At 42.1% G+C, this 13,869-nt stretch carries 10 protein-coding genes and 1 tRNA gene; 6 read left to right on the top strand and 5 right to left on the bottom strand.

The genetic code is table 11. The annotated features are described in order from the left end of the window. Positions 1–82 precede the first annotated feature (82 nt). Entirely contained in the window at positions 83–1,912 is a 1,830-nt protein-coding gene (locus tag N482_RS07870) for a DUF885 domain-containing protein (protein WP_063376514.1), read from the top strand. On the opposite strand, the gene N482_RS07865 is transcribed toward N482_RS07870, so the two are convergent. Continuing rightward, entirely contained in the window at positions 1,909–3,717 is a 1,809-nt protein-coding gene (locus N482_RS07865; protein ID WP_063376513.1) for a sensor histidine kinase, read from the bottom strand. The genes N482_RS07870 and N482_RS07865 overlap by 4 nt on opposite strands. 213 nt (positions 3,718–3,930) lie before the next feature. On the opposite strand from N482_RS07865, the gene N482_RS07860 reads away from it, so the two are divergent. Continuing rightward, on the top strand, positions 3,931–4,173 hold the full coding sequence (locus N482_RS07860; RefSeq protein WP_063376512.1) for a hypothetical protein: 243 nt from the start codon (positions 3,931–3,933) through the stop codon (positions 4,171–4,173). Between the two features lie 159 nt (positions 4,174–4,332). Here the strand turns inward: N482_RS07860 and N482_RS07855 are convergent. Then, positions 4,333–4,417 (bottom strand) — tRNA-Leu (locus N482_RS07855). 250 nt (positions 4,418–4,667) lie between these two features. Between N482_RS07855 and N482_RS07850 the strand changes: the two genes are divergently transcribed. Further along, the gene (locus tag N482_RS07850; RefSeq protein WP_063376511.1) at positions 4,668–5,168 is read left to right on the top strand and encodes an RDD family protein; all 501 of its coding nucleotides are present in this window, start codon (positions 4,668–4,670) and stop codon (positions 5,166–5,168) included. Between the two features lie 45 nt (positions 5,169–5,213). Here the strand turns inward: N482_RS07850 and lptG are convergent, their stop codons facing one another. Together lptG and lptF are read right to left on the bottom strand one after the other, a co-directional pair. Next, entirely contained in the window at positions 5,214–6,281 is a 1,068-nt protein-coding gene (gene lptG, locus N482_RS07845) for an LPS export ABC transporter permease LptG (RefSeq protein ID WP_063376510.1), read from the bottom strand. Further along, entirely contained in the window at positions 6,278–7,390 is a 1,113-nt protein-coding gene (gene lptF / locus N482_RS07840) for an LPS export ABC transporter permease LptF (RefSeq protein WP_063376509.1), read from the bottom strand. The genes lptG and lptF overlap by 4 nt, the downstream gene beginning before the upstream one ends. Positions 7,391–7,585: 195 nt before the next feature. Here lptF and pepA point away from each other — a divergent pair, with 195 nt between their 5' ends. From pepA to N482_RS07825, 3 genes are all read left to right on the top strand, one after another. Then, on the top strand, positions 7,586–9,097 hold the full coding sequence (gene pepA / locus N482_RS07835) for a leucyl aminopeptidase (RefSeq protein ID WP_063376508.1): 1,512 nt from the start codon (positions 7,586–7,588) through the stop codon (positions 9,095–9,097). Between the two features lie 170 nt (positions 9,098–9,267). Next, complete coding sequence (locus N482_RS07830; RefSeq protein WP_063376507.1) at positions 9,268–9,714, top strand: DNA polymerase III subunit chi; 447 nt, start codon at positions 9,268–9,270, stop codon at positions 9,712–9,714. Between the two features lie 23 nt (positions 9,715–9,737). After that, positions 9,738–12,584: a valine--tRNA ligase gene (locus N482_RS07825; protein ID WP_063376506.1), complete on the top strand. Its 2,847-nt coding sequence runs from the start codon at positions 9,738–9,740 to the stop codon at positions 12,582–12,584. 285 nt (positions 12,585–12,869) lie between these two features. On the opposite strand, the gene rpoS is transcribed toward N482_RS07825, so the two are convergent. After that, entirely contained in the window at positions 12,870–13,856 is a 987-nt protein-coding gene (gene rpoS, locus N482_RS07820; RefSeq protein WP_063376505.1) for an RNA polymerase sigma factor RpoS, read from the bottom strand. Between the last annotated feature and the right edge of the window lie 13 nt (positions 13,857–13,869).

Raw genomic sequence — 13,869 nt, 5'->3', positions numbered from 1 at the left:
TGTATTGACCTACAATGAGCTGATGGGTCTCAATGTAAATAATAAGATAACCTCTTAATACAGAAAATAAAAAGGGTAAAAAATGCGTAAACTTACCATTGTCGCTGCAGCAATTTCAACGGTATTGCTTGTGGGCTGTCAACAAACGGCAGAGCAACCAAAACCTGTAACTGCGGCCCAACAAGTTGTTCAGAGTGAAGTCGAAAAAGCCAATACACTGTTTGATGAGTCTTTCAACAGAAGCGTAATGCGCAGTCCAATCTACCAAACTTACCTCGGTATTAAGACTGATTATGATAAGTGGGATGACGAATCTGAAGAGAGAGAGTTAGAAGACCTAGCACTAACTAAAAAAGATTTGATGGAGATTAACGCTATCGATCGCAGTAAGTTAGATGCGAATACTCAAGTAAGCTACGACTTATTCAAGCAAAGTTTAGAAAATGAGATCGCTGACTTTAAATGGCGTCACTACTCATACCCGGTAAATCAAATGTATGGTACTCACTCTATGGTGCCAGCATTCTTAATCAACCAACACCAAATTAGCGATGTAAAAGACGCCAAAGCATATATCTCACGTTTAAATGGTGTACCTAAGGTATTTGATCAGCTAATCGAAGGGTTAAAAACGCGTGCTGATATGGGAATTATTGCCCCGAAATTCGTTTTCCCTCACGTAATCGATTCAAGTAAAAACATCATCAAAGGTGCGCCTTTCAGTGATGGTGACGATTCTGCCATCCTAGCGGACTTCAAACGCAAAGTAACTAAACTCGAAATTGCTGAAAATGAAAAAGACGCACTTATTTCAGAAGCAACCGAAGCGTTAACTAGTGCCGTAAAACCATCTTACAGCAAATTAATCAGCTACTTGCATAAGCTAGAGAAGCGTGCTGATACTCGCGATGGTGTTTGGAAGTTTAAAGATGGTGATAAATTCTTTAACAACGCTCTTAAACGCACGACAACAACGGATTTAACAGCCGAGCAAATTCATAAAATTGGCTTAAAAGAAGTTGCGAGAATCCATGATGAAATGCGCGAAATCAAAGAGAAAGTCGGCTTCAAAGGTGATTTAAAAGCCTTCATGCAGTTTATGCGTGATGACAAGCAATTCTATTTGCCAAACACTGAAGAAGGCAAAGCCAAGTACTTGGCGGACGCAACGGCAATGATCGATAACATGAAACCTCGTTTAGACGAGTTGTTCATTGTTAAACCAAAAGCAGACATGATAGTTAAACGTGTTGAAGCATTCCGTGAAAAAGCGGCTGGTAAAGCGTTTTATCAACAGCCTTCTCCTGATGGCTCACGTCCAGGTATTTACTACGCCAACTTATACGATATGGAAGCAATGCCAACATACCAAATGGAAGCGCTTGCTTATCACGAGGGTATCCCTGGCCACCACATGCAAATTGCCATTGCGCAAGAGTTAGAAAACATGCCTAAATTCCGTAAGTTTGGTCGTTACACAGCCTACGTTGAAGGTTGGGGTTTATACTCAGAGCTTGTGCCAAAAGAAATGGGCTTATATGAAGACCCATACTCAGACTTTGGTCGTTTGGCCATGGAATTGTGGCGCGCTTGTCGCCTAGTTGTTGATACTGGTATCCACGCTATGAAGTGGACCCGTCAAGAAGGGATTGATTACTACGTCAATAACACGCCGAACGCGAAATCTGACGCAGTTAAAATGGTTGAACGCCATATCGTTATGCCTAGCCAAGCAACCGCATATAAGATTGGTATGAACAAGATCATCGAACTACGTGAAGATGCGAAAAAAGAACTTGGTGACAAGTTCGATATTCGCCAATTCCACGATGTTGTGCTTAAAAATGGCCCAGTACCGCTGAATGTACTCAAGCAATTCGTTGATGAATGGGTAGCAAGTAAAAAGAGTTAATTCTCTTTTAGCTCAAATGGCGTATTAGCTAAAATAATATGTAAACAAGCCCCGCCATGTGCGGGGCTTTGTATTTTAACTTCCCCTTTTAGCTTTTGCGTTACTAGGTTATAAATAATGCTTAAGCCCAACCCTATCCCACCTTGATTCCTTTGTGTGGTAATAAATGGCTCGAATATGACAGGTAATAATTCCTTATCAATACCATTACCATCATCTTTGATGTATACATGGATATATTCATTTACTACCAGTGCTGAAACAACAATATTAAGTGCTCTGTCCTTGCTTTTACCATGCTGAATACTGTTATTAAGACTATAAGTAAGTATTTGTACAAACACATTGGGGTAACTATTAAGAGTCAAATTTTCAGGAATTTCCAAATCTACGTGGTAGTCAGGGGCCTGCAATTCATGTTGAAAACAGTCAAATACTCCCTCCACTAATGCTTTTAAATTAAATTCTCGTACATCGTCATACTCTTGCTGAACAGACACTTTCTTAAAGTCATTTATTAAAGAAGCCGTCCTATGCAAGTTATTTTCTAGTAAATAAAGTGCGGTTTCAGCTTCGTTGATAAGATGAGTTAAGGTGTGTTTTTGTAATTGACCAGACTCAAGGTCCTTTTTTAAAGTCTCCACTTGCTCTTTTAGAAGCGACTGGCTGGTAATAGCAACACCTAAAGGAGTATTAAGCTCATGTGCGAAACCACTTACCATATTCCCTAAGCTAGCCATTTTAGCTTCTTCTATTAGGCGCTGTTGCGCGGCCGTTAATCGGTCTAATAATGTTTCAATAAATGCCAATAAATCATCTAAATAATGCGCAATTTGCGCAATTTCGTCCTCACCTTGTATATCGACCCTAAGCGAAAAATCTTCATGCTTAGCCACTTTTTTTAGCACGCGGCTAATCGCAATTATATGCTCGGAGATTCGACTATTAAGCATATACAAAAGAAAAAGGCTGCAGCAACTAATAAACACAATTACTGACAGGCAAGCTAAAATAAGTTGCTGTTTTTTATCCAGAGATTGATTAATTAGCTGCTTGGACACCACTTCAAAATGACCTCGAATAGACAGCTTTAAATCGTGTAATTCAGCTCGAACACCTTGACTGTGGTCCAAGCCTTGGCGCTTTAGTACGTTAATATAAGTATTAAAGCCTTGGTCGTATTGATTTAGCGTAGAAAGCAACTGAGTGGACTTATCAGGGAATTGCTCGCTAATAAGCGCTTTGGTGTTAACCAGCAACTCTTGATGCATCAACAAGTAGCTGGGGTCCAGTCTAAGTAAAAAGTCTTTTTCTCTGCGCCTAAGCTCCAGTATTAATATTTCCAACTGTGGGTGATTCGTTGACTTAGCTATATCTTGCAACGCATGTGCCTGACGACGAAAATTGCCGTATACCCCTTCACTCTTGTCGTAGCCTAAAAGAGCTTGCATAGATGCTAATTGCTCATACTTTAAAGTAAAACGCTTCACCTCTTCATCTAATTTAAATAACAGATCAAGGTCACGATCGTGAGAAACCAACATGTTTAATAATTGACTGTAACTGTCCTTGTAAGCGAACCTCAGATCTTCAATAGATTTTAAGCTCTCTCTTTGCCGCTCGATAAGAAAGCGCTCCTCCTGATCAAGTAAACGTTGTATTTGCGTTTGCAGCATGAACAACCGATCATTAAGCTCTCTTGTTTGTTGCAGTTGCACATACAATACCCAACTGACAATCATAATAACTAAAGCAGAGCCAACCGCGGCTGTTTTAAAAAATAAAAGTGATTGTTTTAATTGCACAAAAATAGTCCAGCTTGTCTTTTGCCCCAAAATAAGTCTAGTCGAGAATTAGCAATCTGGCCTGAACAATTGGCGGAACGAACACGAGATTAGTGCTTACAAACTCAAACCGGGCGATATACCGAGTGAAAGTTATGCACCATGCCTTTTTTATGAACAATTTTATAGTCACACTTGCCATCATCATATAGTGAAATTTAAATGGGGAAAGCGATGGAAATTTTAGTAACTATAATTGTGTTATTACTATTGATAGTACTCTCAGTAATTTATACAACATTTATATTTATCTCCACACGCCACAAAGTGAGATTGGCTGATTCCATTATTTATATGATGAAACATAACGAACCTGTAAAAATAGATATTGAAACATTAGAAGGCTTAAACCTTTCTCTCAAAGAGAAAGACTATTTGATTAGCATCCAAAAACAAGAAGTAAAACTACAACCATGAACCATATGCCTTGCTATAAATAGGCTTTATCGAGTTGTTTAATATGCTTTTTGAGGTGATAACATAAGCGTTAAGAACGGCTTAAAGACTAATCTTATGATTAATCGAAGTCTGAAGAAATAAAAAAGCCCCAGAAATAGTTTCTGGGGCTATAAAAAGTGGTACCAGTGGGCGGACTTGAACCGCCACGCCCGAAGGCAACGGATTTTGAATCCGTCATGTCTACCAATTCCATCACACTGGCATCGTTTTTCTTTAATCTTCTAGCTTTGAGAAGATAAAGAAAAACCACTTTGAGCTTAGGCTTTTTTTATTTGCCCTCGTCTCTATGCCCTGCATTATACAAATATGTGGCAGCCTAGCAAGCAGTTTTTTTGATAAAAGTGTTTAAGTGTTGGGTATTTGACCAAAATCATAAAACATATATGCTTTAATAAAGAAACCCGATGATTTTGTGTAAAATATTCGCCATCTAGTTTTTATTGAGTTCTGACATGACACCGTTTCCTCGAGCAGGATTTATACGTAGGCTGGCATCACTAATATATGATGCGCTCGTAGTTATCGCTTTTGCAATGCTTACCACCATCGTTTATTTAGCCCTAGTACAGGGTATGATCTCTATCGGTTGGTTTACCCTTGAAGGGCATGAAGATGTCACTGCGCTTATTCAGGCCACACCTACTCTTTACTATTTGCGTTCTGTGCTACTTATTGCAGTCTCTGTAACTTTCTTTGTTTATTTTTGGACTAAAAGCGGCCAAACAATTGGTATGAGAGCCTGGCGTCTAAAAGTACAACGCAATGATGGACAATTGCTCACTTGGCCGCAGGCCATTGCCAGAAGCTTAGCCGCAATATTAGGACTTGGAAACCTGACGGTTATTGTGGACAGGAAACAAAAGCGCGCCCTACAAGATTTGATATGCAAGACTGAAGTAGTCTTACTCAGCAAAGAAGAAAACAAAAAAGTCTACGACAGCCTAGACGACTAAATAGACTCACACATAAAAAAGGCGCCATATGCGCCTTTTTTATATCTACTGTCTTCGCTGTAAAAAATACATTGCCAACAGTGTAAATATGATGCTCGGCATCATAGCCCCTACAAATGGCGGGATCTGATAAACCATCACAATGGGCCCAAACACTTCGTTACTCAAGTGGAATATCAAACCAGTTACCACACCCATGATGATCCGAGCGCCCATACTCACAGAGCGCAAGGGCCCAAATATAAATGATAAAGCGACTAGTAACATGACTGCAACCGTCACTGGTTGCATAACTTTTCGCCACAGTGCTAACTCATAATTACTGGTGTCTTGCTCATTCTGCTCAAGATACTTTAGGTAAGACATTAGTCCACTAAAAGACAGTGACTCTGGCTCATAAGAAGCAACACCTAATCTGTCAATCGTCAACTGTGATTCATACAAGCGAGATTGAGTATAAAGCGTTCTCACTTGTTGCTCTGTGATCTGAACCTCTTCAACTGCTCTTAATTGCCACCCTCGCTCTGAAGGTGTCGCTGATTGAGCTCGGGTAATATGTTGCAAATTCAGTTCGTCATCAAATTGATAAATATTAACATCCGCCAATTCGCCTGATTTTTCGACGTTGGCTATATTGATGAAGTTATTGCCATCTTTGGCCCAAACGCCTTTTTGGGCGTCGTAAACATCACCGCCGTATATAGCTTGGTTACGCAACTGCTTAGCAGTTCTTTCTGCTTCAGGAGCGCCCCACTCGCCGAGCGCCATCATACAAATAGCCAATACGATGGCTGTTTTCATGACCGAACCTATGATTTGTAACCGAGACATACCCGCTGCCTGCATTACCACCAACTCACTGCTGGATGCTAACGCACCTAACCCAGTTAAACCGCCTATTAAAGCCGCCATCGGAAAAAACACCACGATATCACTTGGCACACTGTATAGCGTAAACAAGAGTGCGTCTGTTACTTCATAGGTACCGCGACCAACAGAGCGCAGCTGTTCGATAAATTTAATCAGCGTGTTAATACCAACAAATACCAAAAGCGCAAAGCTAGTTGTCTGTAAAATGCTGCGACCTAAATACCAATCAAGTGTCTTCATCATGCCATGGCCTCCCTTCTTTTCAGAATCGATCTAACCCACACACCAAATGGGCGGCCTTTAACTATCAAGTAGGTGCCAATAAAGAGCACACTTAAGTGGATCCACCAAAGACCGAGCGAAGGTGGAATTTTACTTTCAGCAACAAGATACTTACCAGCATTTAAAAGAATAAAGTACCCTAGATAAATGCCTATTGCAGGCACTAGTTTCGCAAATTTTCCCTGCCGAGGATTAACAACACTAAGCGGCACAGCCAACAGCGTTAATAGAATTATTGAAATTGGGGTCGCTATTCGCAATTGTAGCTGTGCGGCAGCCTCTGGCGTATTTAGCTCGAGTAAACGTCTAGAAGGTAAATCTTCCAGCTCTCGACGCCTACGTTCTATTTCTTGTTCTTGGATTTGAACTTGATAGCTGCCAAACTCTGTCTTGTTTAGCGCCTGACTAAACCCATCTGTTTCATACCGCTTGCCATCTTTCAGGATAAGTTGTTGCTCTCCTGAATCACCATCTACCACCTCACCCTGTTGTGCGTAAACAATACGTGCAGCATGATTTGATTCTTTTTCAGGTAACTGCGCGACAAATACTTTATTGAGCACCGTCCCTTGGTCACTCGTATTGTGAATAAACACAACCGCTTTTTCGTTACCTGTTTGTTGAAAGCGACCCGCACGCAACTGGGTTAGACCAGACTCCGCGTTCGCTTGCTCTCGTAATTGATTTTGCTTTTCACCGGCCCAAGGCGCTGCATACAAGCTAATAAAAGCCGCAAACAGTGCAACTCCCAAACTGGATACGAGCGTCACCCTGACTACATACCATTCACTGACACCGCATGCTTTTAAAACAGTCATTTCACTATCAGCATAAATACGGCTGTAAGCCAAAATAATGCCGAGAAAAACACTCAAAGGCAGGATGTATACTGCAAGTTTTGGCAAGTTAAGCGCCAAAAAGGACAACACAAGTTTTCCCGGAATTCCACCGCCAGAAGCTTCAGCTAGGATTTTGACAAACTTTTGCGAAAGAAAAATAGTCATCAAAGTAAGGAAAACGGCGACCTGCGATTTTAAAACTTCAGCAGTTAAATATCGAAAAATTAACAATGTTCGCCCCTATAAAACGTCTCATTTCACTGGAATAGTAGGAAATTTTGAGTAAACTGGTTATTTTAGTCACTTTATTATATGCCATCAAAATCAAATATCCTACTAGTGCGAGTGCACTAAAGTAACTTAGTTAACTTGATGTAATTTGGCATTTAAAGTTGAAAATGGCATAACTTAGACTCAGGAGTCGCAATGGAATTCAGCGTTAAAAGTGGTAGTCCAGAAAAGCAACGCAGTGCGTGTATTGTTGTTGGGGTGTATGAACCACGTCGTTTATCGCCGGTTGGTGAGCAGCTGGATAAAATCAGCGAAGGCTATATCTCCAATTTATTACGCCGTGGTGATCTAGAAGGCAAACCGGGGCAAGTTTTATTACTTCACCACGTTCCCAACGTACTTAGTGAACGCGTTCTGCTCGTCGGATGCGGTAAAGAGCGTGAGCTTGATGACAAGCAGTACAAACAAATCATTTCAAAGACTATTAATACGCTCAACGAGACAGGCTCAATGGAAGCTGTTTGCTTTCTAACTGAGCAACATGTAAAAGGTCGAGATACTTACTGGAAAGTACGTCAAGCCGTTGAAACAACACAAGACTGCTTATACACATTCAACCAGCTAAAGAGCAAGAAAAGTGAAGCGAGACGTCCACTGCGTAAAATCGTCTTCAATGTCCCTACTCGTAGAGAGTTAACCATTGGCGAAAGTGCCATTGAGCATGGTTTAGCTATCGCTGCAGGCGCAAAACTGTGTAAAGACGTCGCGAATATGCCGCCTAATATTTGCAACCCTCGTTACTTAGGTGACCAAGCCGACGCACTCACTAAGGAGTTTGACAATGTCACCGTCAACTTAGTTGGTGAGAAGGAAATGGAAGAGCTAGGCATGCACTCATATTTGGCGGTTGGCCGAGGCAGTGAAAACGAGTCAGTGATGTCGGTTATCCACTACAATGGCGCTTCTGATAAGCAAGCGCCTATTGTGTTCGTCGGTAAAGGCCTCACCTTTGACTCCGGTGGTATTTCATTAAAGCCAGGTGAAGGCATGGATGAAATGAAATACGATATGGGCGGAGCAGCAGGTGTTCTTGGATTAATGCGTGCTGTTGTGCAAATGCAGCTACCGCTTAATGTGATAGGCGTACTTGCAGGCTGTGAAAATATGCCAAGTAGCCGCGCATACCGTCCTGGTGATATTTTAACCACCATGTCGGGCCAAACAGTCGAAGTGTTAAATACAGATGCTGAAGGCCGATTAGTACTGTGTGACGCCTTAACCTATGTAGAAGCTTTTGAGCCAGACACCGTTGTAGACGTTGCAACACTTACCGGAGCATGTATTGTTGCACTTGGCCATCACGCCTCAGGGTTATTATCTAATCACAACCCGCTCGCCCATGACTTGTTAAAAGCTTCTGAGCAAAGCGGTGACAGAGCATGGCAATTGCCTTTATGGGATGACTATCAGGAACAATTGAAGAGCCCATTTGCTGATTTTACCAACTTGGGCGGTAAAGCCGCAGGTACCATTACAGCAGCATGTTTCTTATCTAAGTTTACTAAAAAGTACAACTGGGCACATATTGATGTGGCAGGAACAGCATGGCGCAGTGGTGCCAATAAAGGCGCTACCGGCAGACCTGTACCAATGTTGATGCAATATTTGCTTAATCGCGCAAATATTACCGAAGGCATGCAAGATTAACAAAAGAGCGTATTATTGAGCTTAAGTACTAATTAACTTAACTCAAGCACGACTCTGGATTGATGATAGCCGTATTCTGTGTCAGAATGCGGCTTTATTTTGAACGCTGAATTCAAGCGAAGCAAATCGTGCAAAGCTGGTAATTCAGGACTGAATATAAGTCACATGCCATGTCAATCAATGCACGCTTTTTTGTGTTAAAGCATGACCATGAGCCCAATCAACAAGTCCCGGCTCATTTTGATCTAGCAGCACGCAGTGCTGCTAAACTTTACCGTGCAGGGCAACGCGTGTTTATTTATGTAAACAGCGTTGAAGATGCCCATGCCGTTGACGAATATTTGTGGCAGTTCGATGCTGAAAGTTTCGTACCGCATAATTTGCAAGGTGAAGGCCCAAAAGGTGGCGCACCCGTAGAAATTGGGCAAATGCCACCGGTTGGAAGGCGCACGACGCTAATCAACCTCGCCACACATATCCCGGATTTTGTCCGACGATTTGAGCAGGTTTACGACTTTGTTCCTGTGGAGTCGCATGCCAAGCAGGCTGCACGAGAAAGGTTCAAACAACTTCGCGCTATAGGCGCTAATATTTCAACAAAAGAAATTGATAATTAAAGTATTTTTAAAGGTTCTGTGTAATGGATAAAACCTATAATCCACAAGATATTGAACAGTCACTATACCAAGACTGGGAAGAGAATGGCTATTTTAAGCCTTCTGGACAAGGCGATGCATACTCAATCATGATCCCGCCACCAAACGTCACAGGTAGCCTGCACATGGGCCACGCGTTCCAAGATACCATCATGGATACGCTAACACGCTACCAGCGTATGAAAGGTAAAAATACTTTATGGCAGGTCGGTACTGACCACGCAGGTATTGCAACGCAGATGGTTGTAGAGCGCAAACTTGCTGCTGAGGAAGGTAAAACAAGACACGACTTGGGCCGTGATGAATTCATCGACCGAATTTGGCAGTGGAAAAACGAGTCTGGCGGCACCATCACGAAGCAACTACGTCGCTTAGGTGCATCTGTAGATTGGGATCGTGAACGCTTCACGATGGACGAAGGCTTGTCTGAAGCGGTTAAAGAAGTCTTTGTTCGCCTATATAAAGAAGATTTAATTTATCGTGGTAAGCGCTTAGTAAACTGGGATCCTAAGCTTCATACAGCAATCTCTGACCTAGAAGTAGAAAACAAAGACAAGCAAGGCCACATGTGGAACTTGCGCTACCCACTTGCCGATGGCGTAAAAACCAAAGATGGTAAAGACTACATCATTGTTGCGACAACGCGTCCAGAGACTATGCTCGGTGATACAGGTGTTGCAGTTAATCCAGATGACGAACGCTATCAAGACCTGATTGGCAAAGAAATTTTACTGCCTATCGTTAACCGTCGTATTCCAATCGTTGCTGATGAACATGCAGACATGGAAAAAGGCACTGGCTGTGTAAAAATCACACCAGCTCATGACTTTAACGATAACGAAGTAGGTAAGCGCCACCAGCTACCTATGATCAATGTATTTAACAAAGACGCTGCTGTACTGGCGCAAGGTGAAAGCTATACTTTTGACGGTAAAGAGCTGTCTCTTGATGCACCAATTCCAGAGCGCTTCCACGGATTAGATCGCTTTGATGCACGTAAACTAATCATTGAAGAATTTGAACAAGCAGGCCTTTTAGAGAAAATTGATGATCACAGCCTAACAGTTCCTTATGGTGACCGTTCAGGTGTTGTCATCGAGCCACTGTTAACAGACCAATGGTATGTGCGAGTAGCACCTCTTGCAGAGCCTGCTATCAAGGCTGTTGAAGACGGCGATATTCAATTTGTACCTAAGCAGTACGAAAACATGTACTTCTCTTGGATGCGTGATATTCAAGATTGGTGTATCTCTCGTCAGCTATGGTGGGGACACCGTATTCCAGCTTGGTATGATGCCGAGGGCAATGTGTATGTCGGTCGCGACGAAGCTGAAGTCCGCAAAGACAATAACCTAAGTGACGACGTTGTGCTAACACAAGACGATGACGTATTGGATACTTGGTTCTCATCAGCTCTGTGGACCTTTTCAACACAAGGTTGGCCAGAAAACACTGAAGACTTAAAAGTATTCCACCCGTCTGATGTACTAGTTACTGGCTTTGACATTATCTTCTTCTGGGTTGCCCGCATGATCATGATGACCATGCACTTCGTTAAAAACGACGATGGCACACCACAAGTACCATTTAAAACAGTCTATGTGACTGGTCTTATCCGTGATGAAAACGGTGATAAGATGTCTAAGTCAAAAGGTAATGTGCTAGATCCGCTTGATATGATCGACGGTATTGAATTAGAAAGCCTTGTGACTAAGCGCACCGGTAACATGATGCAACCTCAATTAGCGCAGAAGATTGAGAAAAACACCCGTAAGACATTTGCTGATGGTATCGAAGCCCACGGTACGGATGCATTGCGATTTACACTCGCAGCAATGGCATCTACAGGTCGTGATATCAATTGGGATATGAACAGGCTTGAAGGCTACCGTAACTTCTGTAACAAACTTTGGAACGCTAGCCGCTACGTGCTGATGAATACAGAAGAGCAAGATTGTGGCTTCAATGATGCTCCAAAACAGTATTCACTAGCAGACCGCTGGATCTTGGGCCAGTTCCAAAACACTGTGAATACCTTTACTGAGCATTTGGACAACTACCGCTTTGACCTTGCGGCAAATACAATTTACGAATTCACTTGGAATCAGTTCTGTGACTGGTATTTAGAGTTAACAAAGCCGGTTTTATTTAAAGGTGACGAAGTACAGCAACGTGGCACACGTCATACGCTAATTACAGTGTTGGAAGGCCTGCTACGCCTGATGCACCCATTAATGCCATATATCACAGAAACCATCTGGAAGCGTGTAGCACCGCTTGCAGGCATTGAAGCAAATACAATTATGTTGCAGGCATTCCCTCAGTTCAATGCTTCGATTGTTGATGAACAAGCGATGGCTGATCTTGAGTGGGTTAAGCAGTTCATTTTGGCTATTCGTAACATTCGTGGTGAAATGGACATCAGTCCAAACAAACCTCTGAGCGTATTGTTAGCTAACGTAAATGAACAAGATCAACGCCGATTAAATGACAACAAGGCCTTCTTAAGCTCGTTGGCTAAATTAGAAGAGTTTACTGTTTTGGCAAACAAAGAAGATGCCCCTGCGTCGGCGACCGCGTTTATTGGTGATTTAGAAATTATGATCCCAATGGCTGGCTTAATTGATGTAGATGCAGAGCTTGCACGTATTGCCAAACAACTAGAAAAAGCTGAAAAGGGCCTTTCACAGGTGGAGAAGAAGTTGGCAAACGAAAAGTTTGTTAATAATGCACCAGCTGCAGTATTAGAAAAAGAGAAAGATAAACTCGCTGAATTTAGCGACGCTAAAGCCAAGCTACTTGAGCAAAAAGCTAAAATCGAATCTCTTTAATCTGATTTGGAATAAGAAAAAAGCCACTGTTTAATACAGTGGCTTTTTTATGCCTACAACAACCTGACAAGACACGCTCAACCTAAAAAGCGCAGTAATCAGCTAAGACAAGCTTATTATTCTCGCAACAAAGCTCGAAGCGATACAATACTCAGTTCAATTTGTTATCAATGTAGGATTGCAATAATGAGGTTCAAGACCAACTTTTCCCCTAGATAAATCTAATATTGCATCTAGGGGAAAAGTGCGACCAATGCTCAAGAGCATGGATTTGAAGTTTGAGAGTTACAACTGCTCAAATAAGCTGTCAGTGCTTAGGCCTTCATGCTGTAAAATATCTTTGAGACGACGCAGCGCTTCAACTTGAATTTGTCGCACCCGTTCACGAGTTAAGCCTATTTCTCGACCTACATCCTCCAATGTTGAAGGCTCGTAACCAAGTAATCCAAATCTGCGTGCTAGTACTTCTCGTTGCTTAGGGTTAAGCTCTCCTAACCAATCTACTATGTGGCGATTAATATCTTTATTTTGTACTTCACTCTCAGGTTCATATCCTCGTTCATCAGCGATGATATCAAGAAGGGCTTTATCATTGTCACCACCAATGGGGGTATCCACTGAAGTGATTTTTTCGTTTAGGCGAAGCATTTTACTTACGTCTTCGACTGGCTTGTCTAGACATTCAGCAATTTCTTCAGCTGTGGGTTCGTGATCCAGCTTTTGCGTAAGTTCTCTCGCTGTTCTGAGATATACGTTTAGCTCTTTCACGACATGGATAGGCAGACGTATGGTTCTAGTCTGGTTCATTATCGCCCGCTCGATGGTTTGTCGTATCCACCAAGTGGCATAAGTCGAGAATCTAAAACCACGTTCAGGGTCAAATTTTTCAACTGCTCTGATTAACCCTAAGTTACCTTCTTCAATAAGGTCGAGCAGTGCAAGTCCTCGATTATTGTAACGTCGTGCAATTTTAACAACCAAACGCAAGTTACTTTCAATCATCCTCTTGCGAGACGCTTCACACCCTTGCAAGGCTTTACGCGCAAAATAAACTTCTTCTTCAGCACTAAGTAACGGAGAGAAGCCAATCTCACCAAGATACAATTGGGTTGCGTCTAAATTTTTAACTGAATCGTCTTTCGCAAAAAGCTCTTCCTCATTGTCGATATTTTCAAGAAGCTCTTCACTAGGACTGTCTTCAGAGTCAACCCTGTTAAATTTGTCGTCTAATTCCGGGTTCACTTTACTTTTCTGTTTTGATGTTTGAGCCATAAGCATCCTCCCA

This window comes from Pseudoalteromonas luteoviolacea NCIMB 1942 (assembly GCF_001625595.1).
GTDB classification, from domain to species: Bacteria; Pseudomonadota; Gammaproteobacteria; order Enterobacterales; family Alteromonadaceae; genus Pseudoalteromonas; species Pseudoalteromonas luteoviolacea_A.
Note: the sequence above shows the minus strand (reverse complement) of the source record. Positions and strands in the feature narration are given on the sequence as shown.

Excerpts from the sequence above, each read along its gene's own strand:
- N482_RS07870 (WP_063376514.1), top strand. The coding sequence starts at position 83 with ATGCGTAAACTTACCATTGTCGCTGCAGCAATTTCAACGGTATTGCTT.
- N482_RS07860 (WP_063376512.1), top strand. The coding sequence starts at position 3,931 with ATGGAAATTTTAGTAACTATAATTGTGTTATTACTATTGATAGTACTC.
- N482_RS07850 (WP_063376511.1), top strand. The coding sequence starts at position 4,668 with ATGACACCGTTTCCTCGAGCAGGATTTATACGTAGGCTGGCATCACTA.
- lptG (WP_063376510.1), bottom strand. The coding sequence starts at position 6,281 with ATGATGAAGACACTTGATTGGTATTTAGGTCGCAGCATTTTACAGACA.
- pepA (WP_063376508.1), top strand. The coding sequence starts at position 7,586 with ATGGAATTCAGCGTTAAAAGTGGTAGTCCAGAAAAGCAACGCAGTGCG.
- N482_RS07830 (WP_063376507.1), top strand. The coding sequence starts at position 9,268 with ATGTCAATCAATGCACGCTTTTTTGTGTTAAAGCATGACCATGAGCCC.
- N482_RS07825 (WP_063376506.1), top strand. The coding sequence starts at position 9,738 with ATGGATAAAACCTATAATCCACAAGATATTGAACAGTCACTATACCAA.
- rpoS (WP_063376505.1), bottom strand. The coding sequence starts at position 13,856 with ATGGCTCAAACATCAAAACAGAAAAGTAAAGTGAACCCGGAATTAGAC.